Consider the following 25677-nt stretch of genomic DNA (forward strand, 5'->3'; position numbering starts at 1 on the left):
GCGGCAGCATAACTGGTTAGTCACCTAGACTGCCCTGATCGCGCAAGCTCGCACCACCGCCTGTGCTCCGACCTCGCTTCCCCGCCCGCCTTCTGACGAGGAGTCATCCGTGCTGACGTTCGCCTGGGCCGTGCTCGCCGGATTCGCCCTGGGCACCCCGGCCATCCCCTTCGGCCTGTCGATCTCCCTGGCCCCGCCCGTCGCCCTCTTCGCGGTGCTCCTGGGCGCGGCCGGATGCCTGCTGTCGGCGGTCTTCGCGGTCGAGCAGTTGCGTACGCGATGGCTGGCCTGGCGCTCGAACAGACGAACCGTCGCCGTCACGGCCGACGGTGACAGCGACGTCGCCGACGAGGCGCCGCGCAAGAACCGGCTCTCCGGACGCACCGGTCTGCGGGCGCGGCGGGTGGTGAACCGGTACGGCGTGATCGGCTTCGGCATCATCGGGCCGGCGCTCTTCGGCACCTGGGGCTCCGCCATGCTGGGCACGGCGCTCGGCCTGCCCCGGTGGCCGCTGCTCGGCTGGCTCATGGCAGGCGTCACCCTGTGGTGCACCGTCATGCTGGTGGCGTCCGAAGCGCTGCTCCAGGCCTTCGGACTGACGTGACGGCGCCGCCCGAACCCCGGCGGAACGAAGAGATAACCGTTTAGTCAGGCGCTGTTAGCATGACCCCCATGTCCCGAGCCGAGGCCACAAAAGCACGCATTCTCCAGGCTGCCACCGAGGAGTTCGCGGCGCACGGGATCGCGGGGGCCAGGGTGGACCGCATCGCCGCGGCGGCCTCGGCCAACAAGAACCTCATCTACGTCTACTTCTTCAACAAGGACGGGCTCTTCGACGCCGTCTTCGACGCACATGTGGGACGCGGGCTCGACATGGTGCCCTTCACCCCGGACGACCTGCCGGACTACGCCGGACGGCTGTTCGACTTCTACCAGAAGCACCCCGAGGTACTCCGCCTCGCCACCTGGCACCGCCTCGAACGCGGTGGCGACGGAGAGCGCGACCCTGCCGTCGCCGCGCCCACCCGCAGCGACAAACTGGCCGCGCTCGAAGCGGTCCAGCGTGAGCGGGGCGGCACCCCGGGGTTCGCACCGGCCACTCTGCTCACCCTGGTCCTGGCCATCACCTCGGCCTGGAGCCCGACGAACGCCACCAGCATGGCCGGCACCGCCACCATGGAGCAGAGCCCCGACGAATGCCGCGAAGCAGTCGTCGAGGCCGTACGCCGCATGCTGTGACCCCGCCCAGGCGCCCGGCAACCGGCGGTTGTGCCGGCGCCGGTTGCGGCCATGCCGGTCGGGGCGCGAACAGGCCGCAGGCGGGGTTCGTACGACGCGCCGAGACGATCGTCACGTACCAGCAGCCCCAGGGCCCTCCGCGCCCAACTCCCTTTCTCCGCCTCGCGGTTGCCCGGCCCTGGGGGCCGGGCGACGCGGTGCCGGGTCAGGATCCGGTGCCGGAGCCTGTTCCGGCGGTCGTGCCGGGTGGGCTGACGGGTTCGGTGGCGTCCCAGATGACGTTGAACCGGTTGACCCGTTCCTCGATGTGCTCGCGCTCGGTCTTGAGGGTGGTCTCGGCCGGCTTCTGGTCGACGTCCGGCGCCGTCTCGTAGCAGAGTTCGCCGTCGAAGACGATGAAGTCGTTCGTCATACGGAGCCGGGCGCTGGGCGCCAGTACCTCCCTGACCGCGACCCGTGTCTCGATACCCAGGTCCCGGTGGCTCTGGCAGAGCCGCTCCAGTTCGTCGGTGTGCTCCTCGCGGGTCCGCACCAGGAACAGTCGCCGGACCTTCACCCCGCGGTGCAGGATCGCGTCCTCCTGCGCCTTCAGATAGCGGTTCGCGGCCTCGCTGTACCAGAATCCCCGGTCGACGTCCGTGCTGGTGGCGTCGATCGACGTCTCGACACAGGTGGTGAGGTCGATCAGCCAGTCGTTGTTCTCACCGAGGCAGGTCACGCTGCCGGAGCTGAGGTTCTCCATCTGGGCGGCCAGCCGGCCGATCTCCTCCTGCGAGAAGGTCTTCACCAGTTCGGACTCCTGGTGGCCCAACTGCGTGTAGGCGCGGGCCAGTCGGGTCACCCCGTCGGACCGCAGCACCGAACGGTCGACCTGGCTGAAGAGCTCGGTCGCCTCATTGATCCCCGCGAAGCTCTTCTCCACCGCGGCCCGCAGTTCCTCGTGGTGGGCGGAGAGGCTCTGCTCCATCGAGCCCAGCCGTTCCTCGAAGTCCACCAGGTACTGGACGATCAGGGCCGCGCCGCCTATGACGACCGTGAGGGTCAGTTTCCACACTTCGTCCGCGTGCCGGTTGAGCACGTTGGTGAGAACGTAGGTGCCCGCGGACACCAGGGCCGTGATCAGTGTCTTCCGCAGCAGCTTGGAGTTGCGCTCCTGCCGACCGGCCCCGGCCTGCAGCTGTGCCTGTGCCGCCTGCTGGGCCTGGAGAGCCGCCTGCTGTGCCTGTTGTGCTCGTCGTGCCTGTAATGCTCCGTTCATCTCAACCTCCCCCGTCGGGTGTTTCGTTGATCCGGCGTCAGCTCATGGCCAGCGCCTTGTGCAGTAACGGAATGGCCTGGACGGCCAGTTGGTCGCGGATGCGCTGGACCAGGGTCTGCCACTGGCGGGTGAAGCCCGGTTCCTGTTCGAGTACGTCCCACAGGTGGCCGAGGTCCCTGTCGACCCGGGCGCGCGGCATCCACACGTGCAGCAGATGGTCGACGGCGGGGCGGAGGGCGAGTATCGCCTCCGGTCCGTCCACCGGCCCGGTGCGGCTGCGGTCGAGCATGTGGACGACGGTCGTGAGCAGCCAGTCGTGCAGCGCGAAGTCCTCGCAGAGTCCGGCCACCGCGGCCGTCTCCGTACCGTCCGGCACTCTCAACCGTACGGTCCGCAGTCCCTCCTCGGCCACTATGAAGCTCTCGATCGACGCCCCCGCGCCGTCCGGAGCCCGCAGCGCCGCCCAACGCAGGTGTGTGCGCCGGGACTTGAAAGGAACCTTCTGGTCGAGCAGCGGGTGCCGCAGCAGTTGGGCGAGCAGGCTCTCGGCGATCATCCCGAGGTCCAGCGCACCTCGCTGACTGTCTTTCAGAATCCCTTCCACCACGGCCCGTTCGGGCAGCTTCCCGAAGGGCTCGATCACTCCGGGCCGTACGAGGTAGTGCCCCCACGGCCGGCGTACGTCGGGTCCCGTGGCCGGGACACTGAAGTAGGCCGTGGTCTGCAGGACGCGCCCCTCGGTGAGTGCCGCGCGGGCGGCCACCGTGCCGACGGCGCGGATCCGGGCGCCGTTGGCGGTGGGCAGCGGGCAGTCGACGCCGGTGAGGACGTCCGGCGAGAGCGCGTACAGGTTGGGGCGCTCGGAGACGCGGACGCGTTCGTCGGCTCGGAGCCTGAGGAGTTGGGCGGCGGTGCGGCTGTCCAGCGCCTGGAAGGCGGGCAGCAGACAGGTGCGCACCTCGCCGCAGGCGAGGACGGTGGGCGCGGTCTCCGCACGGGGCCGCATGTCAGGGCTCCTCGTAGAAGACGTACGCGACGCGCTGGGCGACCGCTTCGGGCACCGGTACGCCCTCGCGGGCGGAGCGTTCGGCGACCTGCGTCAGGGCCCCGGCGTCCACGTCGACCTGGTCGAGGACGAGCCGGACGGCGTCCTCGACGGCCAGGAACCGGTTCGGCACCAGGCTGCAGGTGCGGTAGGCGCTGAACGGCGTGGCGGTGGCGGTGAGTTGGAGCAGCGGGGGCAGCTCGTCCCAGTCGAGCGGGAAGCCGCCGGTGGGCCGGGCGCGCGGGACCAGCACGGGTTCTCCGCAGTGGCGCAGCAGTCCGAGGCGGGCCAGCTGCCAGACCGCGGCGAGGAAGGGGCAGGACCACAGGCGCCCGCCGTCCCGCTCCGACCACAGTTCGACGTCCATGAAGACGGAGTGGACGCGGGCCGCGGTCTCGTGCGGCGGCTGCCACTCGGTGACCTCGGCCATGGCGGTACGGGAGGCGGGGGTGCGCTGTCCGTTGGCGAGCCAGCCGGCGTTGCCGACCGGTGGGCGTGAACCGTAGGTGCCCGGCGGCGGGGACTCGACGAGGCGGTGCATCACGGACTCGGCCAGCTCGACCTTGTCGGCGACGGCGCAGCCCGACTCGCGGGCCAGGTAGTCGATGGTGAGGCCGGCCCGGTCGGCCTCGGCGAGGACCAGCGGGATCAGTTCGGCGGGGGTGGAGAAGCGGGTGAAGTAGTCGTCGATGAGGAAACAGGTGCTGATCCGGGGCCGCTTGCCGCCCAGCCGCCGGGCGGCGGAGGCCCGCGCCGCGTCCACCCAGACCCGTACCTCCGCGAAGTGCTCGCGCAGCCGCTCGGGGCCGGCCGCGAAGTCCTCCATGTACAAGTGCCCTATTTCCAGGGAGAGATGGGACAGCGGTACGGACTGGGTCCGGGGGTCGGCCGCGGTCTCGCGGAACACCGGGCCGGTCACGGCTGCCCCCAGTACTTGTCGTCGGTGAGCCGTCCGGCGAGGTCGCTCATCGCCTGCCAGGTCTCCATGTTGGCGATCTGGCTGTCGAGGACGTCCTCGTCGGTGATGAGCTGCTCGCGCCACTGGAGAACGGGCTCCAGCGGTACGGAGCCCAGCACTTGCGTGTATCCGATGCCCCGGTTGGAGGCGAGCGACTGGAGGTCGGCGTCGCACTCACGCATCCACGCGGACTGCGTGGGCGCCACCTGCGACCACAGTGCCGACTCGGGGTCCGGTACGGCGGCCCGGACGAACCGGATGGCGCCGCGCAGCGCCTCCTCCGTGTGGCCCCGGGCCACACCGCCGGCCATGATGCCGCGCGGGCCGAAGACCAGTCCTGCGGCGGCCATCACATGCTGGCGGGTCCAGCGGTGGAAGATCAGCCAGCGGGCCTCTATGCCGCGCAACTGCGGTTCCGCGGTGGCCTTGAGGGCCATTTCGACGGCGTAGCTGCGACCGGCGCTCAGGTCGACGATGATCAGGTCGAACTCGCTGTTGAGGCGCAGCAGCAGGTCGACGCAGCGGCGCAGGTTCTCGCCGGTGGTGGAGAACTCGCCGCCGCCCAGGTCGCCGGGCATGAGCACGAGGCGTCCTGAGCCGGGCGGCCGGTTGGTCAGCACCCGGTGTTCGGTCTCGGCCCAGACGTCGATGCGGGCCGGTTCGCCGACGTCGCCCTCCAGATAGGAGTGCAGGCCCCGGTTCCCGGCGTCGCGTTGCGCTATGTCGACGTCGAACACGGCGGCCGCGGTGGGCGAGCCGAAGTCGAAGTCCAGGTAGCAGACGTCGTCACCGCCGAGCGCCCGGTGGTAGGCGAGGTTGGCGCTGGTGACCGAGCGGCCCGTGCCTCCCTTGTCGGAGGCGGCGAAGACGAGCATGGTTCACGCCCCCTGGGTCGCCGCGTCGCGGGCCCGGGCGAGGGCGTCGAGCTGTCCGAGCACGTCGAGGGTCAACGCACAGGCGGTGCCCGGCTGTTCGTCGATGAGCTGGCGGGCCCGGCGCAGTTTGACCTCGATGCCCTTGAGGTCCATGCCGCGCCTGCCGTCGGAGGCGGGCGCCGGCTCCATCTGCTCGTTGCCCAGGAGGTGCGTGGACTCGCTGAGCAACGCCCGTGCCAGGACGCCGAGTTCGGAGCTGCGGATCGGTGGCTGCCGGTACAGCTGGTGGGCGGCGACCAGGCATTCGGTGACCCGCTCGGTGACGCTCCAGGACACGGGGCGGTCGGAGGCGGGCGACCCGGGAAAGAGGGCGTGCACGTTGTCCCACAGGTCGACGCCCTCGCCACCGCCGATCCGGCGCCGCCACATGTGCCCGAAGATGTCCTCGGCGAGCCGCAGCAGCCGGTCGTGCGAGACGAGGTTGCGGGAGAGGGTGCACAACTGGATGGTCCGCTTGAGGAGTTGGGCGGAGAAGTCGTTCATCCGCCACTGCATGGGCGGCCCGACGCGTTCACTGCCCTGGAGCGGCAGGACGATTCCGGGGTTGTGCAGTTCGACGGCGTTGTCGGTGCCCGTCACCCGGCTGGTGATCCGCCCGCGTTCGGCGAGCCGCTCCATGATGCCGACGGTGCGGGTCAGGTCGTCGTCGGTGGCCCGGCGTCGGACCAGGTCGTGCACCAGGATGGCGGCGACGGAGAGGGAGAAGTACTCGGACTCCAGTTTCTGTCCTGTCGTACGCCAGGGGATGTCCTCCAGCGGCCAGCGCTCGGAGTCGAAGCGGGCGATCGCCGACCAGTACTGCTGGGTGATCTCCCAGCGCAGGCGTAACGCCTCGGCGAGCTTCTGCTGTTCGGCGTTGAGCAGGCCCAGGGTCAGGGTGCGGTCGGAGAACAGGTCCGCGATGCCGTCGAGGGCGACGACGGTGAAGTAGAGGTAGGGCACGGCCCCGGCGACGCCGGCCGGCTGGGGGCCGATCGGTTCGTCGGTCTCCACCTCGGGCGCGTCCTCGACAAGGCTCCAGGCCCAGCCGCACTCGAAGAGCTGGTTCTGGTCCGCGAGACCTTCCTCGACCTCGACACCGAGGACGAGGCTCTCGCTGATGACAGCACGCAGGGCCTCGAAGCGGCGCTGGAACTTCTGCAGGACGAGCCGCTGGGACAGCCGCCCCTGGCCGAGGAGTTCACAGAGCGTCCGGCCCTGCGAGGAGTCCGTGTCGAAGACGTTGACGGCGAACGAGCGCAGCAGACTCACCATGGCCGCGGTGAGCCTGGTGCTGGTGGCCGCCCTGAGTTCCTGGATGAGTTCCAGCACCTCGGTGCGGCGCGTCTTGGTCTCGTAGACCTTGAGGAAGCCGAGCGTGGCGAGGCAGAGGGTGATCGACATCGAATAGCTGTCGACCACGCCGAGTTCGCGCTGCTCCGGGGTGAGGTCCTGGGTGTCGTCCCGGGAGTAGAAGTAGTTGCCGCCCGCGAAAGTCGGTCTTTTGTCGTCGCCGGTGTGGTTGCGCATGAACTCGGCCGCGGCCGTGAGCACGTTCACCGGGAGCTCCAGCCGGCCGCCGGCCCTCCGGAGCGCCTTCTGGACGTCGTCGGGTGTCGTGTCCGGATCGTCGAGCCGGAACGCCGGGATCTCGGTGGCCGGGTAGAGCAGGCACAGCAGCCGCTCGGCATCGGCCACACTGCTCAGCCCGCCCCACTTGCCCCAGGCCCAGCCGCCACTGTCGAACGAGTGCCGGCCAACCGCCTGCCAGACGTCCAGCAGATGCTGGCGTGGCTTGATCTGCATGCCATGCCCCTCACAGGCCGCGCTGCCATGTTTTCTTGGAAAGATCGACTTTCTGAACCTACGCCATTACGCCATTACACCGATCTACCGATCTACCGGTCGACCGGAATATCGGAATCCAAATTCCGGCGGCCGTAGGCGACGATCATTCCGGAATATCCTTCGCGCAGATTTCCCGGCGCCTTCAGCCGCTTGAGCCGAAGCGTGTCGATCTTTCCCGCGAACGGTTCCAGACTTTCGTACACCTCCGACTCGCCGACATCGCACGCGGGGAAGAATTCGTCGCCCACGCGATACCCCTCCGAGTGTTCCATGAACGCGGCGAAGAAGGGTGCCCCGGGAGCCAGCGCGCGCATGAAGGACGCCACGCCGCGGTCGAACTCCTCGCGCTCGGTGGTCATCGACTCGGCGACGAAGAACATGGTCCCGACCGACCAGGGGCCGCGCTCCGCGACGAGGTCGAGGTCGAGGAGGTCGCCGGGTACGACATGGACGACCTCGCGGAACTTCTCCCTCGGGTCCCCGTCGTACGCCCGGTACTCGGGGTTCTCGCGCAGGGTCACCCAGAACTGGTCCCAGTTCTCGTCGTAGGACTCCAACTGGCTTTCCAGATAGCCCAGGTTCCGCGACGAACGCTCGACGAGCGTGATCTCCTTGCACCACGGGAGCATGGCCAGCGCGGGGTAGAGGTTGGCACCCGCGCCCATGTCGATACCGATGACCGGGTCCTGGTCGACCGGGTCCTGGTGATGCTCGCGGAAGTAGTCACCGAAGTGATCCCGCATGATCGAGATGATCTCGGCGTCCTCGTCGTGCAACTCGAGATAGTTGGCGTTGACGTACGCGCGTGAATCAAAGCCCGACCAGGGCGCCTGTGCGTTGCGCACGGCTGGCCTCTGTTTTTCCCCCGGCGATCCCAAGTCCATGGTTCACGGTATCAACATCATCACCGCCGGGGACCCCCTCAGGCTGAATACGATGATACTGCGCAATGCCCGTGGAGCCCCCTGCAGCCCCGTGGAGCTCTTTTGGACCTGAATCAGTCTTGAGTGAACAGATCACACCGCGCAATGCTGACCTGATCACCCAATGCCGGTCGGAACCTGCCGAACGCAGGTGAACGGCAGAGAACACGCTGTCCCACCCGTATCACCCGTATGGGTATCAACGTGTCTTTACTTCTTGTCACAGGGGGAAGCATGAGCACTCTTCCGACAGATGATTCTCGGCCACCCACCATGGACCGGCCGCTGCACATCCGCCAGGTCGAGGAGGCCGACCTGCCCGAACTGGTCCGGCTGGACGCGGAGGCGTTCCCCGAGGGCCCCTACCCCTTCTTCACCCTTCGCCAGCTCTTCGACCTGTACCCGGACCATCTGCTCGTCCTCGACGGCGGCGAGAGCGGCCTGCACGGCTACGTCCTGGTCGGCATGCCCCGGGACGCCGGCCGCGGCTGGATACTGAGCCTCGGGGTCACCCGCGACCGGCGCGGGCGCGGACACGGCCGGCAACTGATGCGGGAGGTGCTCCGCCGCCTGCGCGACGACGCCGTGCACGAGGTGCTCCTGACCGTGGAACCGGCCAACACCGCGGCGATAGAGCTCTACCGCTCACTCGGCTTCCTGGCCGAATCCGCTCCGCGCAAGGACTACTTCGGCCCGGGCGCGGACCGCCTCGTCATGACGCTGCACTTGTAAAGACACCCACTCCCCTCCCGCTTCCACCCCCTCACCCTCACCGGAACCGCCGGACGTACCGCCGCTGCCAGGGCGTCTCCACGGCGTGCCGGTCGTAACGGGCGCGCACATACGCCACCGCCTCGTCGGCCGGCACCCCGTCGAGCACCGCCAGACACGCCAACGCCGTCCCCGTACGCCCCCGCCCGCCCCCACAGGCGACCTCCACCCGCTCATCGGCCGCCCGCTCCCACACCTCACCCAGGACGGCACGGGCATCCGCACGGTCCTTCGGGAGACGGAAGTCGGGCCAGTCGATCCAGCGGAACTCCCAGGGAACTGCCGGGGGTTGGCTCCCGAGAAGATAGACGGCGTACGAGGGGGGCGGCGCCGCCGGGTCGAGGGCCCGGCGCAGGCCGCGCCCCCGGACCAGGCGCCCGGAGGGCAACCGCAGTACGCCTGGGGCACCCTCGTCCCATGGCTCGTCCACTTGCCGGTTCACTGGCTCGTCCACTTGGTGACTCACTGGCCCATCCACTCGCTGGCTCACTGGCTCATCCACTTGCCGGCTCACTGGCTCATCCACTCGCTGGCTCACTGGCTCATCCACTTGCCGGCTCACTGGCTCATCCACTCGCTGGCCCATTGGCCCATCCACTTGCCGGCTCACTGGCCCATCCGCTCGCTGGCTCACTGGCTCGTCCACCCGCACATTCGAACCCGGTCTCGAACCCCGGGCAACCGATTCCGGGGAAACGGTGGTCTGGTGGGCGAGGGGGTGCTTGATGCAGGCCGAACAAGAGGCCCAGTTCCACGAATTCGTCAGAGCGCGGTGGTCCCATCTCGTGCGGACCGCGTACCTGCTGACCGGCGACGCCCATCACGCCGAGGACCTGACACAGACGGCGCTGGCGAAGGCGTACCGCTCCTGGCGACGGGTCTCGCGCACCGACAATCCGGAGGCGTACGTCCGGCGGATGCTGGTCAGTTGCAACAGCGACCGGTTCCGCAAGCGGCGCGTACGGGAGGCGCTGACCGACGCGCCGCCCGATGTGGAGGGCCGTGACGAGTCCGTCTCCTGGGCCGACGAGCGCAGTGCGCTGCTCGGCGCGCTCGCCCAACTGCCGCCCAAACAAAGGGCGGTGGTCGTCCTGCGCTACTGGGAGGACCTGTCCGAGACAGAGGTAGCCGACACGCTCGGCTGCTCCCAGGGCACGGTCAAGAGTCAGGCGTCCAAGGGACTGGCGAAGTTGCGGATGTACCCGGGGCTGGCACAGGTCGTGGGCCGGCCCGAGCAGAGTCACGCGGCACCCGTTCGGGGAGGCCGCCGGTGAACGGGGAACAGCCGGAGGGGCCGGAGCGGCCCGACCAGCCGGACCAGTTCGACGAGTTCGACCAGCCACAAGAAGCAGGACAGCACGTGGGAAACGAACACGGGAAGGACTTCGAGGAACAGGTGCGTGAGTTGATGGCTGAGGACGCCTACACCATCCGGCCTTCGCCGGCCCCGTATCCGACGATCCGCCGCCAGGGTGCCCTTGAGCGCCGACGGCGTGTGGTGGCGGCCGGCGCGATCCTGGTCGCACTGACGGCGGCGCCCGTGGGGGCGTACGCGCTGAACGGCAACGGCGGCGACAAGGGCACGAACACAGCGGCGCCCCAGGTGTCCGTGAGCGCCTCGCAGGAGGCGACGCCGACTCCCGTGCAGTCGGCGCCGGTCGGCCCGGCGGGACCGGCGACGCCGGGGCAGTTGCTGGACGGGATCACGCTGACGCAGGCCTCGGACGGGCTGGAGAAGTGTCTCGCCCGCAACCATGAGGACCAGCAGGACATGCCGTCCGAGATGCGGAACGATCTGGGCGACGCCGCCGACTACCGGATCATCCTGGCGCAGAACAGCACCGGCGACTCCAACGCGCCCGGCGACGGCATCTTCGTCGTCGCGGTCAAGGAGGGGGCGAGGGAGTCGCTCCGGGTGATCTGCAACATCAAGGACGGCGAGGCGAGCGGCATCAACTCCGGTGGCTACGGCCTGGAGTTGGACAACGGCGGCCCGGTGATGGCCGACATCAACGGCGGCAAGCTCTACCAGCAGTCGTTCATCGACAAGGGCAACTGGAAGCTGCCGTTCCGCTGGAGTGTCATCGGCCAGTTCGAGCCCTCGGTGACCAAGGTGACCGTCTCGTACGGCAGCGGCGGCGAGACCAGCGAAGCCGCCCTGGACCACGGCTGGTTCGTGGCCTCCGGCACGCTGAACGAGCAGGTCACCCTGGCTCCGCACATCAAGGGGTACGACACCACGGGCAAGGTCGTCTACGACTCGGACAACGACGCGGGGTACGAGAAGACGCTGCCGTAGCCCGGGCCGCGACGGGACATGACGGGGACGTGACGGGGGCGCCGTACAGGGGTCGGCGCCCCCTTTCGCGTGCCCGCACCGGCGTCCGTCCCGCCTGCGTGGTCAGCCCACGCCCCGTGACTCCTGCGCCGCCCGCGCCTCTATCCCGCGGAAGTGGTCCGCCAGCGCGCGTTGCGCACCCGCCACGTCGTGGGCGCGCAACGCCGTGACGATGTCCCGGTGCCGGCGGGCCGTCAGCTCGGGCGCCGGGTCGTCGTGCCAGCCGCGGGCGCCGGAGACACGCCGGAACACCGTCCAGAAGGCGGCCAGCAGTTGCGGCACGAGGGCGTTGCCGAGAGGGCCGTACAGCGCCTCGTGGAACTCGCGGTCGAGTTCGGGGAAGCGCCGGCCCTCGCGACCCGCCTCCTCCATCCGGGTGACAACCGACTCCAGCCGGTCCAGTTCCGCGTCGGACAGCACGGCGGCGACCCGCTGGATCAGCCCGTCCTCCAGCACCTCCCTGATCTGGAGGATCTCGGCGAGCGCGGCGCCGTTCCCGTCGTGCCGGGCGAGCGTACGGAACGTCAGTCCGTCCACCAGCGGCGTCAACGACGCCTGTCCGACGTACGTGCCGTAGCCGTGCCTGATCTCCACGATGTCGAGGGCCTGGAGCGCCTTGAGGGCCTCGCGGACGGAGTTGCGGCTGACCCCGAGGACGTCCATCAACTCGACCTCTGTCGGCAGCGGTGCGCCCGCCCGGAGTCTGCGGTCGAGAATCAGCTGCATGACCTCGCGCTGCACCTGGCCGCTCACCCGCCGCTCGGGCCGGCGCCGCTTCCCGGACTCCTGAGACATGCGGGGCATCGTACGCTCGCCGGACATCCCACGTCCCACCTCCAGGCATATCAAAATCCAACTACCGTGAATTCACCGCGCTCTTGACGGCACCTCGACAACAGCCGTGGTCGAATTTCATATCGTCATTGGTCGCACCTCTGGCAGATACGCCATTCGTGTGCGATCTCTTGACCGGCCCCACCGCCCCTCTTATGGTCACGCTGCCCCCTATGACGTAGGACGTCGTATCTCCTCACCTTTTCGGACCCCACCCCGCTGGAGGAATCGTGCGCGACGTGACCCGCGACGTAACCCGCCACGTACCGGCCGCCCCACACCGCCGGTCGTTCCTGAAGTACACCGGCGCCCTGGGTGCCGCCGCCATTTCCTCCTCGCTGTCGGCCTGTTCGTCCGGGCCGGAGTCCACCAACGACACCGAGGGCGGCGCCGGGGGCGCGAACAGCACGCTCACCGCCGTGATCGGCTACGGAAACGACGGCAGCTGGGACCCGACGCAGACGGCCTCGGCCTTCTCCATGGCCGCCAACAACCACATCTACGAGGGCCTGCTCGACACCGACCCGATCTCCCGCGAGCCCTACGCGGCGCTCGCCACAGCGGTCCCCGGCGACCTCACCGGCACCTCCTGGAAGTTCACGCTGCGGGCCGGGGCCACCTTCCACGACGGCAAGCCGGTCACCGCCGACGACGTGGTCTTCGTATTCGATCGAATCCTTGATCCGAACACGCAGACACTCGCCAAGGGGTTTTTCGCCAGCTGGCTGAAAGAAGTGAAAAAGGTCGACGCGCAGAATGTCGAGCTGGTGCTCAAGTTCCCCTTCCCGGAGGGGATTTCCCGGCTCACGCTCGCGAAGATCATGCCGAAGCACGTGTACTCCCAGCCGGGCGGCTGGGACGAGGCGATCAAGGGAAAGGCGATCGGCTCGGGCCCGTACCGCCAGACCGCGCACCACCCGAAGTCGAACACGACCTTCGAGGCGTTCGCCGCCTACAACGGGCCACGAAAAGCGGCGTTCAAGAAGATGAACTGGATGACGATAGTGGATGCCGCGCCCCGCGTCGCCAAGATCTCGGGGTCCAGTGCCGGCGCGCAGATCGCCGACAACATCCCGTACGCCAACATCCAGCAGCTCGAGAGCGGGGGGATGGACGTCCAGGGCGGGGCGGGGATGAACAACCTGTTCCTGATGTTCAACACCAAGCGCAAGCCCTTCGACGACGTACGGGTCCGCCAGGCGCTGCACTACGCCATCGACACGGGGAAGATGGTGGAGGTGGCGCTCAAGGGCCACGGCAAGCCGTCCTCGTCCTTCCTCAACGAGGCCAACCCCAGCTACCGGGCGGCAAAGGTGGTCTACGACTACGACCCGGAGAAGGCGAAGGCGCTCCTGAAGGAGGCCGGGGTCAGCGGTCTGAAGATCGAGATCCTGTCGGTGAACGTCAGCTGGATCGTCGACTGCCTGCCCACCATCAAGGCGTCCTGGGACGCGATCGGCGTCGAGACGACCCTCAACCCGCAGGAAACCACCGCGGTGTTCACGAAGATGGACCAGAAGCAGAACTACCAGGTGGTGTCGGCGGCTTCGAACCCCAACCAGTTCGGCCTCGACGCGGACCTGATCATGCACTACAACTACGGCCCGGAGAATCTCTGGATGGGCTACGCCCGTTGGGCCGACAACTCCGTGGCCAAGCAGCTCTTCCGGGACATGGACCAGGCGACCCAGCAGTCGGACCCGGAGAAGAAGAAGCTGATGATCCAGGACTACATCGACGTCGTCGCCGAGGAGGCCGTGCTCTACCCGGTCGTCCACAACGAGCTGATGACGGCCTGGGACCCCAAGAAGCTCACCGGCATAAGGGCACAGCCGTACCCGGGCATCAACCTCCTCCAGGCCAAGTGGGTCTAGCCACTGCCAAACACCGCTGACTGCACGGGAGTTCGTACGTGGTCGCCATCGCCAGGATCCTGGCCCGCAGGATCATTCTGCTCGTCCCGCTGATGCTCGGCATCGTGCTGTTCGTGTTCCTCGTCATGCGGTTCTCGGACGTCGACCCGGCCTCCGCGTTCTTCCAGGGCGCCAACCCGACCCCGCAGCAACTGCACGACTTCCGCGAGGAGAACGGCCTGCTCGATCCGTTCCCCGTCCGCTACGTCAACTTCATCGGTGACCTGCTCCATGGCGACATGGGCATCAGCGCACTCACCCGCGCCCCGGTGATCGACCAGGTCACCACCGCCCTCCCCCTCACCCTCCAACTCACCTTCCTGGGCCTGGGTATCGCGGTGGTCCTGTCCCTCCTCGGCGGCGTGACGGCGGCCATCTACCGCGACCGCCTCCCCGACCAGATCATCCGCGTCGTGTCCCTGACGGGCGTCGCGGCGCCGGGCTTCTGGCTGGCGCTGCTGATGATCCAGTACCTGGCCGTCGACCTGGGCTGGTTCCCGACCGGCGGCTACATCAACCCGGCCGACTCCTTCACGGGCTGGCTGAAAACCATGACCCTGCCCGCCTTCGCGCTCTCCCTCCCGGTGGCGGCACAGCTCACCCGCATCGTCCGTACGGCAGTGGTCGAGGAGTTGGACAAGGACTACGTCCGTACGGCGATCGGCAGCGGCCTGCCACCGAGAGTGGTCGTGGGCCGCAACGTCCTGCGCAACGCCCTCATCAACCCGCTCACCGTCCTGGGCCTGCGCGTCGGCTACCTGCTCGGCGGCGCGGTCGTCATCGAGACGATCTTCTCGCTCCCCGGGATGGGCAAGCTGATGATCGACGCCGTGAAGAACGGCGACCCGGCTGTTGTCCAGGGAGTCGTCCTGACGACGGCGACCGGTTTCGTGGTCGTGAACCTGGTCATCGACATCCTCTATCTCCTGGTCAACCCACGATTGAGGGATGCGGCCTGATGTTCATGATGTTCGAAAGGGGGCGCCTGGCCGCCCTCCTCTCCCGCCCCGGCATCCGCCTCCGAGGCTGGCGCCGCCTCCCGGTCCTCTCCCGGATCGCCGTCTGCTTCCTGGCCCTCGTGGTGTTCCTGGCGGTCTTCGCCCCCTACCTCGCCCCCGACGACCCCCTGGACCAACAGCCCCTGGTCGGCGGCACGGGAGCGCCCTCCGCCGAGCACTGGATGGGCCAGGACAGCCTGGGCCGCGACATCCTGAGCCGGCTGATGTACGGCGCCCGCTGGTCCCTCGCGATCGGCCTCGGCGCCACCGCACTGGCCCTGACCGTGGGCGCGCTGATCGGCGCGATCGCGGCGACGTCCCGCAAGGCGGTCGACGAGACGCTGATGCGCTGCCTGGACGTGGTGATGGCCTTCCCGGGCATCGCGCTGGCCGCCGTACTCGTGGCGGTCTTCGGCGGCGGCATCACGGTCCTGATCTGCGCGATCGCGTTCCTCTTCACTCCGCCCGTGGCAAGGGTGGTCCGGGCGAACGTCCTGGACCAGTACGGCGAGGACTACGTGACGGCGGAACGGGTGATCGGCGCCCGAACGCCACACATCGTCCTGAAGCACGTGGCGATCAACTGCGCAGCCCCGGTACTGGTGTTCTGCACGGTGCAGGTGGCCGAGGCGATCGTCTTCGAGGCATCGCTCTCCTTCATCGGCGCGGGCGTACGACCGCCGGACCCGTCCTGGGGAAGCGTCATCGCGGACGGCAAGAACATGGTCCTGACCGGCGGTTGGTGGGCGACGGTCTTCCCGGGCCTGCTGATGCTGATCACGGTGCTGTCGCTGAACGTCCTCTCGGAGGGCGTGTCGGACGCCTGGGCGGCACCGGCGGCGCGGGACGTCGAGGTACGGGACGAGGAGGACCCGCTGGAGGCCCCGGAGCCGGGCACCGGCAAGGTCCTGGCCCTCCCGGGCCTGACGGAGGCGGCACAGCGCCTGCGCACGAGGGCCCGCCCGGCCCCAACGGGTCTACCAGTACTGGCGGTTGAGAACCTGACAATCGGCTTCGCGGCCCGCCACGCCGGCGTGAACATCGTCGACGGCATCAGCTTCGAGGTCCACCCGGGCGAAGTCCTGGGCCTGGTGGGCGAGTCGGGCTGCGGCAAGTCCCTGACCGCCCTGACGGTGATGGGCCTGGAACCGAAGGGCGCCCGGGTGACGGGCCAAGTCCGCTTCAACCAACGGGACTTGTTGACGGAACCGATGCGCGTCCGCCGCAAACTGCTGGGCCACGAGATGGCGATGATCTACCAGGACGCCCTGTCGTCCCTGAACCCGGCGATGACGATCCGCTCACAACTCAAGCAGGTCGTACGCCGAGGAGGCCACCGCCCGCCGGAGGAACTGCTGGGCCTGGTCGGCCTGGACCCCGACCGCACCCTCCGCAGCTACCCGCACGAACTGTCGGGCGGCCAGCGCCAACGGGTCCTGATCGCGATGGCCCTGTCCCGCCAGCCAAAACTGATCGTCGCGGACGAACCGACAACAGCACTGGACGTCACGGTCCAGGCCCAGATCATCGAACTGCTCCTGCGCCTGCGCGAGGAACTGGACTTCGCCCTGATCCTGGTCTCGCACGACCTGGCCCTGGTGGCGGACGTGACGGACCGGGTGGTCGTGATGTACGGCGGCCAGATCGTCGAGACGGGCGTGACGGCGGACCTGGTCGGCGCCCCGTCCCACCACTACACCCGAGGCCTGCTGGGCAGCGTGCTGTCGCTGGAGTCGGCGGCGGTCCGCATGACCCAGATCAAGGGCACGGTCCCCTCCCCCGCCGACTTCCCCAAGGGCTGCCGCTTCGCGGACCGTTGCCCGATCGCAACGGAGGTCTGCCGCACCACAGCCCCCGATCTCCTGGGCGCCTCAACCCACTTGGCGGCCTGCCACCATCCGGCGATCGACCTGACGACGCCTCAGCCGTCGGGAAGCGAGAGGTTGCAGTGAGCAGCAATACGGCTGTCAGCACGGCTGTGTCGACCCCGTTGGTCGAGCTGTCGGACACTCACGTGGTCCACAAGGCCCGCAGCGGCGGCCTGTTCACCCGGGACCGCGTGTACGCCCTGACAGCCGCCGACTTCAGGGTCGCGCCCGGCGAAACGGTGGGCGTGGTCGGCGAGTCGGGCTGCGGAAAGTCAACGCTGGCGAAGGTGCTGGTGGGCGTACAGACACCCACATCGGGCCAAGTGTCGTTCCGCGGCGCCGACTTGTGGACGATGAAACCGGCGGAGCGCAGGTCGGCCATCGGAACGGGCACCGGCATGATCTTCCAGGACCCGTCGACGGCCCTGAACCGCCGCCTGACGGTCCGCCAGATCCTCCGGGACCCGCTGGACGTCCACAGGCGAGGCACGCCGAAGGAACGGGAGGACCGGGTAAGGGAGTTGATGGGCCTGGTGGGCCTCCCGCGAGCTCTGGCGGACGGCCTCCCGGGCCAGCTCTCAGGCGGCCAACGCCAACGAGTGGCGATCGCACGGGCGTTGGCGCTGGACCCGGACCTGGTAGTGGCGGACGAACCGACCAGCGCCCTGGACGTGTCGGTACGCGCCCAGATCCTGAACCTCCTCCTGGACCTGAAGGAGCGGCTGGGCCTGGCACTGGTCTTCGTCTCGCACGACATCCAGACGGTACGGCGGATGAGCGACCGGGTGATCACCATGTACCTGGGCCGGATCGTGGAGGAGTCCCCGGCGGACGAGGTGACGGACCGGGCCCGTCACCCGTACACACGAGCACTGTTCTCGGCGACGCCGGGCTTGCTGGACCCCATCGACCCGATTCCGCTGGTAGGCCCGGTCCCCTCAGCGACGCGCCCACCGTCCGGCTGCCCGTTCCGTACGCGCTGCTGGAAGGCGGCGGAGGTGTGCGCGGAGTCGATGCCGGAGTTCACGGCCGCGTCAATCCCGGGACACCGGTTCCGTTGCCACCACCCTGTGGAGGAGGGCCGGGCGACGCGGGACCTGGTCGCCCAGGCGGTCGCCGCCGTGCCCGACGTGGCCGCTGACCTGCGGGACCTTCCCGTAGCACCACCGCACACCCCGAAAGACCCCAGGGAGCCCTGATGACCTTCCCCACCCCGCTGACCGGTGTCGTCCCTCCCGTCTGCACTCCCCTGACACCGGACCGCGAGGTGGACGTCCGCTCACTCGTCAGGCTCGTCGACCACCTGGTGGAGGCGGGCGTGGACGGCCTGTTCGTCCTCGGTTCGTCGTCGGAGACGGCGTATCTGACGGACGATCAGCGCAGGCTCGTGGTGGAGACGGTGGTGGGCCATGTCGCCGGCGCGCTGCCGGTCCTCGCGGGCGCGATCGACATGACGACACCCCGGGTACTGGACCACGTACGGTCGGTCTCGGCGGCCGGCGCGGACGCGGTGGTCGTCACGGCGCCCTTCTACACCCGTACACACCCCTCGGAGATCTCCCGCCACTTCCGCCTGGTGGCGTCGGGCAGCCCGGTCCCGATCGTGGCGTACGACCTCCCGGCCTCCGTCCACAGCAAACTGGCCCCGGCCCTGGTCCTGGAACTGGCCGCCGACGGCGTCCTCGCCGGCCTGAAGGACTCCAGCGGCGACCTGGCCTCGTTCCGAGCGGTGGTGACGGGCGTACGAACCCACCCCGGCATCAGCGACTTCAGCGTCCTGACGGGCAGCGAGCTGCTGGTGGACTCGGCCCTGGCAATGGGAGCGGACGGGGCGGTACCGGGGCTCGCGAACGTCGACCCGGACGGTTACGTACGCCTGGACCGGTTCTGCCGAGCGGGCGACTGGGAACGGGCGCGGGCCGAGCAGGAACGGTTGTGCGTGCTGTTCGGGATGGTGGGGGCGGGGGACCCGGTGCGGATGGGCGGGAGCTCGGCGGGGCTGGGGGCGTTCAAGTCGGCGCTGTATCTGCGGGGGGTCATCGACTGTCCGGTGACCGCTGATCCGCAGATTCCGTTGTCGGAGGACGAGGTGGAGAGGGTGGGGAAGTTCTTGGCGGGGGCGGGGTTGTTGTAAGGCGGAGGCAGGTCCAGATCAGGGGCAGCGAGCGGTCCGGCACTTGCGGAAGCGCTCGCTCATGTGGCCTGGTGCGGGTCGTCGTCCAAGCCCTCGGCCGCGCCGGTCAGGTTGGGCAAGCCGCCTTCAGCAAGCCAGCCCAGGAACGACGCGCGCTTCCGACGCTTGACCGCGTCAGCCGTGGCGACCTTCGTTGCGGTGCCGAAAATCTCGGTCCCTCGGGCCGTACTGATCTCCGCGACAGCCGAGTCGACAGCATTGTCGAATTCGGGATCCTGGCGGGCGATGATCCGGCCACGGAACTCCTCGACCAAGCGCACGACTCCGGTGAGGTCCGCGGGGTCGGAGTGGTTGATCTCGCGGGCCAGGTCGGCCTCGAAGTCGTCGGCATCGCCGGGGAAGCCGTAGCCCATGGTGAGGGCGGCACGTAGTTCGCCGATGGTACGCATGGGCGGGCGATGGGACGGGCCGGAGTTTGCCGGGTGTGTGGTCACGGCGTTGCGGCTCCCTTTCACGGTGTCGGTGCCACGGTACCGGGGGTGTGACGTGCTCCGCCTGGCGTCTCTACTTCAGCAGGAGGCCGCTCTGACCCTTGGCTATGCCTCCGACGAAGGCGCGGTAGTCGTCCTCGGAGACGACGAGTATCCGGGCATCGGGATCACCGATGTCGTTGGAGTCACGCAGGGCAACCACGCCGTCGACGAAGGCGACCTCCAGGCAGTTGTCGCCGCCGTTGCTCAGGTCGCTCTTGGCCCAGGTGGCGTTGGTGAGGTCGACCTTCTTGTTCATGTGTAGCGGTCCTTGATCAGATCGTGGATGTAGCGCTGGGAGGCTTCCGCGTCGAGCGCTTCGGTGCGGAGATGATTGAAGGCGGTTTCGTAACGTCCGATGTCGCTATCTTCCTCCAGGTACAACGACGTTGTCATCGGCTCGACCACGGCCACGGGCGGTCCCGCGGGGAAGTGCAGCAGGTGGAACGGCCCGTCGACGCCGGCATGGGCCCCGTACGCGAACGGGAGAACCTGGATCGCCACGTTCTTGTTCTGGGCGGTGACGTCGAGCAGCCGCTCAAGCTGGGCCTTCATCACGCGTTTTCCGCCCACTTCGCGTTGCAGCGCGGACTCGTCGAGCACGCACCACAGATGCAGCGGGTTCTCACGCGACAACGCCTCCTGCCGGACCATGCGAAGCTCGACGAAGCTGTCGATCTCACGGTCGGTCTGCCACTTCCGGCTGCGTTCCACGACGGCTCGGGCATAGTCCGCGGTCTGAAGCAGCCCTGGCACCACCCAGGCGAACGTGTCGCTCTTGGAAGCCAGTTCCTCAAGGTGCAGGTACTCGGCGAACGGGTCGCGGATGGACTGGCGGTACTGATCCAGGAGGTTCGTCCGGCGCCCCGAGTTCGCGAGCGAGGCGAGCCTGCGGAGCTTGTCGACGCGGTCCTTGTCCTGAAGTCCGTACACCTCGAAGAAGCCGGCGAGCGAGATGGGAGGGACTCGCTGCTTGCCGTTCTCGATCTTGCTGAGCGCCGGGGCGCCGGACAGCGACAGCGCACCTGCCGCCTCGGCGAGGCTCATTCCCGCCGCTTTGCGCAGCGACCGGAGCTCTAGTCCGAGGCGCCTTCTGTGCAGGTTGGGCTGGGCATCGGTCATGTTCTACCTCCCTGCCGCGCAGGGTATCGCCGCACACGGATCACAGGCGCCGGTTTCCTTCTGAGAACTCTTTCGAGTGAGACACCTTGCGAGCAATGTTGCTCGTACGCAATCTTGGAAGAGCGGGCAGCCGACAACTCACCCTTTAAGCGCGTCACGTTGGCGAGCCTGCCGCGTTCAGACAGCCGCGCCCCGCCGACGCGGTCGGTAACGGCTGTCTCGCAAGAACCCATGGACATTCAGTCCGCGTGCCAGACCACACCGAGGGAGTCTTCATGCGCCAACTGACCAGGAAACTCACCGACTGGGCAAGGTCGCTCTCGTCGCCTGGACGGCACCACCAGAGGTACCTGTTGCTTCCACGGGTGCCGCCGCAGGCATCTCGGCGCACCAAACCCCGCGTCCCAGTCGCCCCGACAGTCCGCGCCTGGTACGAGCCCATCGACGGAGCCTCCATCGCGCTGGTCCGCCCTTACCTCACCGCGTACGAGCACGAGGAGACGGCCCGACTTCAGCGGCTGGGCCGCGAAACCCCGTGGTTCGCCGCCTACGGTGTCGACCTCCACTCGCGCGACGCTCATCGTCGGCTGGAGGTTGCGTGATGGACGTGAGTGACGGCGAAGTGAATCACCCGGTACGGCTTCTGCCCTGGACCGGAAGCGAGGGTCAGCCATGCCTCCTCATCTCCGACGGCGACGGCCCCGTCACCCGGATCGCCGACCGGGTCGAAGCCGTACAACTCAGCCTCGCGGACAGGCTGCTTGGCCGTGCGAAGGAGGTGATCGCAGCCCCTGAGCTATCGATCAGCGAACTCGGCGCGCTGGCAAACCAGTTGGCGGACGCACTCCGCGACGCACTTCTCATCGCCGAGTGCCGGGGTGCACGCCTCGGAGCCGTGGGGCACGGCGCTCCTCAGCTCGATGAGGACATCCATGACGCACTCGCCCACACCTCGTCCGGCCTCCAAGCGCTCGTCGCGCTCTCACTCCCGGGCTCGAACCTCGCCTCTGCTCGCGCCGCCCGGCGCTGCGTACGGAACATGGCCGAGTTGCGGGATCTCCCTACCGGGACGGTGGACTCTTTGGAAACGATCACCGGGGAGTTGGTGGCCAACGCCCTGGAACACAGCGACAGCCGAACCATCACACTCGCGCTGACCCTGGCCGCGAAGACGGCCACCGTCAGCGTGACCGACGAAGGCGAAGGGCACAGGCAGGTGATGCCTACGTCGGCCAGACCGGGGCCAGACGAAGAGCATGGGAGAGGGCTGCTGATCACTGACGTACTGGCAGCCCGGTGGGGACGACGGCAAAGGAACAGCGGCCTGACGGTGTGGGCCGAGGTCGACACCGATACCTCGGCCCATGTCGGACAACCCGCGCGACTCCACCCGTAACCGCAATGCTTCCAACCTCACGCCCGATGCTGAAGAACTGCCTATGGGGCCGAAGTTCACAGGACTACGGCTCCGTACGGCCACTCGGGCCGCTCGGTCTCCGAGCCACTTATCGGTAGCCGAGGTGGTCGTCCCCTCAGGTCATTCGCTGGGGCGAGTGATAGTGATGTCGATGGCGCCCGCGTCTGGCCCCGGCGAGTCCACCGCGACACGCACGCGGAACTCACCGCGGTCGCCCACTCGATGCGCGAAGCGGGTCAGTTGTTCAACATCGCCAATTGCGATACGGCCGTCAGGCAGCAGAAGAAGGCCATCGAAGACTGTGGTGAAATCTGGGTCGGGCCCTTCGGCCTGCAGCGCTTGAGGCTGCGTGAAGAGACGCACTTTGATCAGTCCCCTCTGCGCTCGAACCCGAACAGCCACGTGAGTGTCACAGCTCGCCGCAGGTGCAGAGTCCAGAGCGAGAGAGACGGGAACCCAGTCGGTCGCTCCCAGGTGCAGCACAGGGTGATTCACGTAGATGTCGACTCCGGCGACCTGCACGGTGCTCCTCATGTTCGCAGTAGGTACGACCACCGTTGATCGTAGGCGTGTGGAGACAACCCATCATGTGGTGATCGCAGGTCACAAAGTAGACGCTGCCTGTGCTGGTCGGACTCGTCCTCGGCGAAGAACACGGACGCGGGCGGCAGGCCGACGGGTGTGAGGTAGCCCGGGTTCCGCACGTGCTAGACGAACAAGGCTCTGATCATTCCTTGAGCTTGTCGAGCTTGTGCGCGGCGACCTGGCCAGTGACGGTCTCCGCCAGTGCCTCCGCGGCGTCCGCCTTATTCCGCATGCCTTCGAGCCAGGCGTCCGCGGAGACCCAAGTGAGCGGCAGTCTGGCCTTCGGCCACTTGCTGGCGAGGTCGGTGGCAATGCTCAAGCTGTCCTCGACGAGATCGCGTCTGTGGGCCGCCGCGGCAATGAGAATGCTGTCCTCCATCTCCATCACGGCTGGGGGAAATCCCTTTTCCTGGCGGGCGGAGGAAGACGAGTGATACTCCCTCACGATCTCTTCCAGCGACGGCGGCACGTCGAGGGAAAGCCGGCTCTGTGCTTTCAAGGCGTCGACCGCACGCTGGAACTCTCCTTCCTGACGAGTGAAGAGCACGGCTTCCGGCTGCCCGGAAAGACGCTCCAGGCGGTGTCCCAGGGTCAAGGAGATCACGGGGAACTCCCTGGTCAGCGCATGCACATGCGCTGTCGGGCAGTATCCGTCCCCGGATGTCGACCGGTCGAGGCAGATCCCCTGCACGACCGGACCGATCCGGCGCAAGAGGTGTAGGGGACGCCAGACGGTGAACCCGGGGAACGCCGCAGCCCAGTCCTTCGTCACACGTCGCACAGTTGCGGCACTCGGATTGGTCATGGATTCACCTCGATCGTGAGCGTGGATGGCACGTTTTTGGCATTCAGGTCAGCGCTGCCGTAACCCACCCCGCACGTGTCACATCGTCAGGAGACAGAAGCACGGCCGATCTTCTGAACGCTTACTTCCCATGTTTATTCCGAGTGCTCCCACCAGAAATCAAGGTCGGCATGCAGACGCTCTCTGAAGCACGTCGGGTGTGCATAGAGAGTCTGGTTGAGATCACCGGCAAGCAGGCCGACCCTGATTCTCATGGCGAACGGATCTTCGGTACTCTGAATGATTCCGTAGCAGAAGCAGCACGTCGGGTCAGAACTCATCTCAGCCATGGTCAAACCATCTTCCGCTGTCCAGCCGTCCTTGCAATGACGAATCCGTCAGATTTCGGAAGCTGGCGATCGGGCCGCCCACCGCCGACTGGGGCACCCGGGACTTCGTCACGATCACCGACTACAACGACGACGGCGCCGCCGACATGATCTACCGCATCGCGGGCGGCACCCTCTACCTCCGCAAGGGCATCCTCGAAAGCGACCGTACGGGCACGGTCCTCACCAGCCTGGGCACGTCGGGCGCCAGCCTGGACGGCGACGACGTCTACGCCACCGGCATGACGCCCGAACTCTTCCCCCAGCTCTACGGCAGCCCGGACAACACCGGCGACGGCAACCCCGACATCTGGGCGACCAACAAGGCCGGGGCCCTGCTGCTGTACCACGGCGGCGCCACCACCATCGGCAGCGCCAGCACACTCCGCGCCAGCGGCTACAGCACGGTCAAGCGGTTGGGCTGACGGTCGGTCTGTGCCCGGCAGCCAGTCCGCATGGCTGCCGGGCACAGCCGTATCCGGACCCAGCGTCCCCCTAGCCCACCGCCTCCACCGGCACCCGCCGAAACTCGATCGACTCGTACGTCCCCTCCGTGCCCGTCTCATAAAGCACCCCCACCACCCGCCGGTCCACCCGCACCAGATCCGAGTAGGCGGCCCGCTTCGTCGACAACGTCAGCACCTTGCTGAACGTCTCCCCGCCGTCGCCGCTCCTCCAGATGGCCATCGATCGTCGCGCCGTCGGCTCGGAAGGGCCCGAGAACAGCAACGCGTCGGACTCGCCCCGCAGTTGGAGCACGCTGGCCTGCACGATCGGGACGTCGTTCAGGGTCGGCTGGACGGTGTACGGGCGGTCCAGGGACTCCGCGCCGTCGCTCGAGTAGGAGTCCAACCGGTTGCCTGGCATCAGGCCGTTCTGGTCCCTGGAGGAGAAGTACAGGCGTCCGTCCGGGAGTTGGGCGGCGGTCGTCTCGTTGGCGTTTTCGATGCCGTCGTAGGAGTCGTCTACGAAGCCCAAGTGCCAGGTGCGGCCGGCGTTGTCGCTGTAGATCGCGTGGCCGCCGTAGTACTTGGACTCCTGGCCCGTGTCCGGGGAGCCGGCCGGCGGGGCTGTCGAGTGGTTGGACGGGATCACGATCCTGCCTGCGTGCGGCCCCTGCATCAGATACACCGCGTGGCCCGGGCCGGTCGCGTACCAGCGCCAGTTCGGGAGTTTCGTCTGGGGGGTGATGTCGCGCGGGGGCGAGAAGCTGCGGCCGTCCTCCGCACCGGAGCTGGTCTGGACGAAGACCCGGCGGCTCTGCTCCGGTGTCGCCTCGCCGCGCATGATCTGGGCCTCTGTCACCGCGCCGTCGTTGTACGACGTCACCAGGACGATCCGGCCCGTCTTCGGGTCCACCACCGGCGCCGGATTGCCCCGTGTGTCACCGTCCCCGGCCGCGACCACCGACAGGGGGCCCCAGGTGCAGCCGCCGTCGGTGGAACGGCGCAGGACGACATCGATGTTGCCGCTGTCTCCCGCGCCGTTGAGTCTGCCCTCGGCGAAGGCCAGGACGGTGCCCTTGCGGGTGGTGACCGTGGCGGGGATGCGGTAGGTGTCGTAGCCGTCCTGGCCCGCGGTGTAGGGGACGGACGAGGTGCACGTCGTCGAGCGGGGGGCCGCCTGGGCCGTGGTCGCAGTCGTGAGGCCGGTGACAGTCATCAGGGCCACGCCGGTGGTGGCGGCGAGCAGGGTACGGCTCAGGGGCGTCATCGCTCTCCCTCAGTGGAGTAGGGGCGTGCGGGTGGCCTGTACAACCACAACAGGAAGCGACAGTAACTCCGCTGACGGACCGTCACCACCGTTGGC

27 protein-coding genes are annotated in these 25677 nt (G+C 68.1%); 13 read left to right on the forward strand and 14 right to left on the reverse strand.

The features are described 5' to 3' along the window. Nucleotides 1-109 precede the first annotated feature (109 nt). Nucleotides 110-604, forward strand: a complete 495-nt coding sequence (locus ACH4TV_RS04505; protein WP_398394124.1) for a hypothetical protein — start codon at nt 110-112, stop codon at nt 602-604. Nucleotides 605-672: 68 nt separating this feature from the next. Beyond that, entirely contained in the window at nt 673-1239 is a 567-nt protein-coding gene (locus ACH4TV_RS04510) for a TetR family transcriptional regulator (protein ID WP_398394126.1), read from the forward strand. A 205-nt stretch (nt 1240-1444) separates the two neighbouring features. Here the strand turns inward: ACH4TV_RS04510 and ACH4TV_RS04515 are convergent, their stop codons facing one another. The 6 genes from ACH4TV_RS04515 to ACH4TV_RS04540 all read right to left on the reverse strand — a co-directional run bounded on the left by ACH4TV_RS04515 (nt 1445) and on the right by ACH4TV_RS04540 (nt 8107). After that, nucleotides 1445-2497: a DUF6879 family protein gene (locus tag ACH4TV_RS04515; RefSeq protein WP_398394128.1), complete on the reverse strand. Its 1053-nt coding sequence runs from the start codon at nt 2495-2497 to the stop codon at nt 1445-1447. Nucleotides 2498-2534: 37 nt separating this feature from the next. Then, entirely contained in the window at nt 2535-3503 is a 969-nt protein-coding gene (locus ACH4TV_RS04520) for an SCO2521 family protein (RefSeq protein WP_398394130.1), read from the reverse strand. Nucleotide 3504: 1 nt separating this feature from the next. Next, nucleotides 3505-4461, reverse strand: a complete 957-nt coding sequence (locus tag ACH4TV_RS04525; RefSeq protein ID WP_398394131.1) for an SCO2522 family protein — start codon at nt 4459-4461, stop codon at nt 3505-3507. Next, nucleotides 4458-5375, reverse strand: coding sequence for an SCO2523 family variant P-loop protein (locus ACH4TV_RS04530; RefSeq protein ID WP_398394132.1), 918 nt, complete (start codon nt 5373-5375; stop codon nt 4458-4460). Before ACH4TV_RS04530 ends, ACH4TV_RS04525 begins: the two co-directional genes overlap by 4 nt. Nucleotides 5376-5378: 3 nt before the next feature. Further along, nucleotides 5379-7220: an SCO2524 family protein gene (locus ACH4TV_RS04535; protein WP_398394133.1), complete on the reverse strand. Its 1842-nt coding sequence runs from the start codon at nt 7218-7220 to the stop codon at nt 5379-5381. 92 nt (nt 7221-7312) lie between these two features. Then, nucleotides 7313-8107 carry an SCO2525 family SAM-dependent methyltransferase gene (locus ACH4TV_RS04540; RefSeq protein ID WP_398394134.1) on the reverse strand — a complete coding sequence of 265 codons (795 nt, stop codon included), beginning with the start codon at nt 8105-8107 and terminating at the stop codon, nt 7313-7315. A 312-nt stretch (nt 8108-8419) separates the two neighbouring features. On the opposite strand from ACH4TV_RS04540, the gene ACH4TV_RS04545 reads away from it, so the two are divergent. Continuing rightward, nucleotides 8420-8917 (forward strand): GNAT family N-acetyltransferase, encoded by a 498-nt coding sequence (locus tag ACH4TV_RS04545; protein ID WP_398394135.1) that lies wholly within the window; start codon nt 8420-8422, stop codon nt 8915-8917. A gap of 37 nt (nt 8918-8954) precedes the next feature. Here ACH4TV_RS04545 and ACH4TV_RS04550 read toward each other — a convergent pair whose 3' ends face one another. After that, complete coding sequence (locus ACH4TV_RS04550) at nt 8955-9410, reverse strand: protein-tyrosine phosphatase family protein (RefSeq protein WP_398394136.1); 456 nt, start codon at nt 9408-9410, stop codon at nt 8955-8957. Between the two features lie 271 nt (nt 9411-9681). On the opposite strand from ACH4TV_RS04550, the gene ACH4TV_RS04555 reads away from it, so the two are divergent. Next, nucleotides 9682-10230: a SigE family RNA polymerase sigma factor gene (locus ACH4TV_RS04555; RefSeq protein ID WP_398394137.1), complete on the forward strand. Its 549-nt coding sequence runs from the start codon at nt 9682-9684 to the stop codon at nt 10228-10230. Beyond that, complete coding sequence (locus ACH4TV_RS04560; protein WP_398394138.1) at nt 10227-11255, forward strand: hypothetical protein; 1029 nt, start codon at nt 10227-10229, stop codon at nt 11253-11255. The genes ACH4TV_RS04555 and ACH4TV_RS04560 overlap by 4 nt, the downstream gene beginning before the upstream one ends. 102 nt (nt 11256-11357) lie before the next feature. On the opposite strand, the gene ACH4TV_RS04565 is transcribed toward ACH4TV_RS04560, so the two are convergent. Next, nucleotides 11358-12098, reverse strand: a complete 741-nt coding sequence (locus ACH4TV_RS04565; RefSeq protein WP_398395352.1) for a FadR/GntR family transcriptional regulator — start codon at nt 12096-12098, stop codon at nt 11358-11360. Between the two features lie 269 nt (nt 12099-12367). On the opposite strand from ACH4TV_RS04565, the gene ACH4TV_RS04570 reads away from it, so the two are divergent. From ACH4TV_RS04570 to ACH4TV_RS04590, 5 genes are read left to right on the forward strand one after another with little or no spacing between them, the layout of a single operon-like run. Beyond that, entirely contained in the window at nt 12368-14002 is a 1635-nt protein-coding gene (locus ACH4TV_RS04570) for an ABC transporter substrate-binding protein (RefSeq protein ID WP_398394140.1), read from the forward strand. Nucleotides 14003-14040: 38 nt separating this feature from the next. Next, nucleotides 14041-15000, forward strand: coding sequence for an ABC transporter permease (locus tag ACH4TV_RS04575; protein ID WP_398394142.1), 960 nt, complete (start codon nt 14041-14043; stop codon nt 14998-15000). 8 nt (nt 15001-15008) lie between these two features. Then, complete coding sequence (locus tag ACH4TV_RS04580; protein WP_398395353.1) at nt 15009-16991, forward strand: dipeptide/oligopeptide/nickel ABC transporter permease/ATP-binding protein; 1983 nt, start codon at nt 15009-15011, stop codon at nt 16989-16991. Beyond that, nucleotides 16988-18106, forward strand: coding sequence for an oligopeptide/dipeptide ABC transporter ATP-binding protein (locus ACH4TV_RS04585; RefSeq protein ID WP_398394144.1), 1119 nt, complete (start codon nt 16988-16990; stop codon nt 18104-18106). The genes ACH4TV_RS04580 and ACH4TV_RS04585 overlap by 4 nt, the downstream gene beginning before the upstream one ends. Further along, a complete protein-coding gene (locus tag ACH4TV_RS04590; protein WP_398394146.1) occupies nt 18106-19041 on the forward strand; it encodes a dihydrodipicolinate synthase family protein in 936 nt (311 codons plus the stop codon). Before ACH4TV_RS04585 ends, ACH4TV_RS04590 begins: the two co-directional genes overlap by 1 nt. A 59-nt stretch (nt 19042-19100) precedes the next feature. Here the strand turns inward: ACH4TV_RS04590 and ACH4TV_RS04595 are convergent, their stop codons facing one another. The 3 genes from ACH4TV_RS04595 to ACH4TV_RS04605 form a co-directional block, all read right to left on the reverse strand. After that, nucleotides 19101-19490 (reverse strand): hypothetical protein, encoded by a 390-nt coding sequence (locus tag ACH4TV_RS04595; RefSeq protein ID WP_398394148.1) that lies wholly within the window; start codon nt 19488-19490, stop codon nt 19101-19103. 115 nt (nt 19491-19605) lie between these two features. Beyond that, complete coding sequence (locus ACH4TV_RS04600) at nt 19606-19830, reverse strand: DUF397 domain-containing protein (RefSeq protein ID WP_398394150.1); 225 nt, start codon at nt 19828-19830, stop codon at nt 19606-19608. Continuing rightward, nucleotides 19827-20693: a helix-turn-helix domain-containing protein gene (locus ACH4TV_RS04605; RefSeq protein WP_398394152.1), complete on the reverse strand. Its 867-nt coding sequence runs from the start codon at nt 20691-20693 to the stop codon at nt 19827-19829. The genes ACH4TV_RS04600 and ACH4TV_RS04605 overlap by 4 nt, the downstream gene beginning before the upstream one ends. Before the next feature lie 275 nt (nt 20694-20968). On the opposite strand from ACH4TV_RS04605, the gene ACH4TV_RS04610 reads away from it, so the two are divergent. Together ACH4TV_RS04610 and ACH4TV_RS04615 are read left to right on the forward strand one after the other, a co-directional pair. Continuing rightward, nucleotides 20969-21295 (forward strand): hypothetical protein, encoded by a 327-nt coding sequence (locus tag ACH4TV_RS04610; RefSeq protein WP_398394154.1) that lies wholly within the window; start codon nt 20969-20971, stop codon nt 21293-21295. 5 nt (nt 21296-21300) lie between these two features. Then, entirely contained in the window at nt 21301-22089 is a 789-nt protein-coding gene (locus ACH4TV_RS04615; protein ID WP_398394156.1) for an ATP-binding protein, read from the forward strand. 141 nt (nt 22090-22230) lie between these two features. Here the strand turns inward: ACH4TV_RS04615 and ACH4TV_RS04620 are convergent, their stop codons facing one another. Then, nucleotides 22231-22632, reverse strand: coding sequence for a hypothetical protein (locus ACH4TV_RS04620; RefSeq protein ID WP_398394158.1), 402 nt, complete (start codon nt 22630-22632; stop codon nt 22231-22233). Between the two features lie 205 nt (nt 22633-22837). Then, nucleotides 22838-23500, reverse strand: coding sequence for a hypothetical protein (locus ACH4TV_RS04625; RefSeq protein ID WP_398394159.1), 663 nt, complete (start codon nt 23498-23500; stop codon nt 22838-22840). A 475-nt stretch (nt 23501-23975) separates the two neighbouring features. Between ACH4TV_RS04625 and ACH4TV_RS04630 the strand changes: the two genes are divergently transcribed. After that, nucleotides 23976-24293 carry a hypothetical protein gene (locus tag ACH4TV_RS04630; RefSeq protein ID WP_398394161.1) on the forward strand — a complete coding sequence of 106 codons (318 nt, stop codon included), beginning with the start codon at nt 23976-23978 and terminating at the stop codon, nt 24291-24293. A 70-nt stretch (nt 24294-24363) separates the two neighbouring features. On the opposite strand, the gene ACH4TV_RS04635 is transcribed toward ACH4TV_RS04630, so the two are convergent. After that, nucleotides 24364-25581: an exo-alpha-sialidase gene (locus ACH4TV_RS04635; protein ID WP_398394163.1), complete on the reverse strand. Its 1218-nt coding sequence runs from the start codon at nt 25579-25581 to the stop codon at nt 24364-24366. Nucleotides 25582-25677: the final 96 nt, after the last annotated feature.

This window comes from Streptomyces sp. NPDC020898, assembly GCF_044333925.1.
In the GTDB taxonomy this organism is placed as follows: Bacteria; Actinomycetota; Actinomycetes; order Streptomycetales; family Streptomycetaceae; genus Streptomyces.

What these genes read in the sequence shown, in the direction of transcription:
- ACH4TV_RS04510 (WP_398394126.1), top strand. Translation starts at nt 673, where the DNA reads ATGTCCCGAGCCGAGGCCACAAAAGCACGCATTCTCCAGGCTGCCACC.
- ACH4TV_RS04515 (WP_398394128.1), bottom strand. Translation starts at nt 2,497, where the DNA reads ATGAACGGAGCATTACAGGCACGACGAGCACAACAGGCACAGCAGGCG.
- ACH4TV_RS04520 (WP_398394130.1), bottom strand. Translation starts at nt 3,503, where the DNA reads ATGCGGCCCCGTGCGGAGACCGCGCCCACCGTCCTCGCCTGCGGCGAG.
- ACH4TV_RS04530 (WP_398394132.1), bottom strand. Translation starts at nt 5,375, where the DNA reads ATGCTCGTCTTCGCCGCCTCCGACAAGGGAGGCACGGGCCGCTCGGTC.
- ACH4TV_RS04535 (WP_398394133.1), bottom strand. Translation starts at nt 7,220, where the DNA reads ATGCAGATCAAGCCACGCCAGCATCTGCTGGACGTCTGGCAGGCGGTT.
- ACH4TV_RS04545 (WP_398394135.1), top strand. Translation starts at nt 8,420, where the DNA reads ATGAGCACTCTTCCGACAGATGATTCTCGGCCACCCACCATGGACCGG.
- ACH4TV_RS04555 (WP_398394137.1), top strand. Translation starts at nt 9,682, where the DNA reads ATGCAGGCCGAACAAGAGGCCCAGTTCCACGAATTCGTCAGAGCGCGG.
- ACH4TV_RS04565 (WP_398395352.1), bottom strand. Translation starts at nt 12,098, where the DNA reads ATGCCCCGCATGTCTCAGGAGTCCGGGAAGCGGCGCCGGCCCGAGCGG.
- ACH4TV_RS04580 (WP_398395353.1), top strand. Translation starts at nt 15,009, where the DNA reads ATGTTCGAAAGGGGGCGCCTGGCCGCCCTCCTCTCCCGCCCCGGCATC.
- ACH4TV_RS04590 (WP_398394146.1), top strand. Translation starts at nt 18,106, where the DNA reads ATGACCTTCCCCACCCCGCTGACCGGTGTCGTCCCTCCCGTCTGCACT.
- ACH4TV_RS04595 (WP_398394148.1), bottom strand. Translation starts at nt 19,490, where the DNA reads ATGCGTACCATCGGCGAACTACGTGCCGCCCTCACCATGGGCTACGGC.
- ACH4TV_RS04600 (WP_398394150.1), bottom strand. Translation starts at nt 19,830, where the DNA reads ATGAACAAGAAGGTCGACCTCACCAACGCCACCTGGGCCAAGAGCGAC.
- ACH4TV_RS04605 (WP_398394152.1), bottom strand. Translation starts at nt 20,693, where the DNA reads ATGACCGATGCCCAGCCCAACCTGCACAGAAGGCGCCTCGGACTAGAG.
- ACH4TV_RS04610 (WP_398394154.1), top strand. Translation starts at nt 20,969, where the DNA reads ATGCGCCAACTGACCAGGAAACTCACCGACTGGGCAAGGTCGCTCTCG.
- ACH4TV_RS04625 (WP_398394159.1), bottom strand. Translation starts at nt 23,500, where the DNA reads ATGACCAATCCGAGTGCCGCAACTGTGCGACGTGTGACGAAGGACTGG.
- ACH4TV_RS04630 (WP_398394161.1), top strand. Translation starts at nt 23,976, where the DNA reads ATGATCTACCGCATCGCGGGCGGCACCCTCTACCTCCGCAAGGGCATC.
- ACH4TV_RS04635 (WP_398394163.1), bottom strand. Translation starts at nt 25,581, where the DNA reads ATGACGCCCCTGAGCCGTACCCTGCTCGCCGCCACCACCGGCGTGGCC.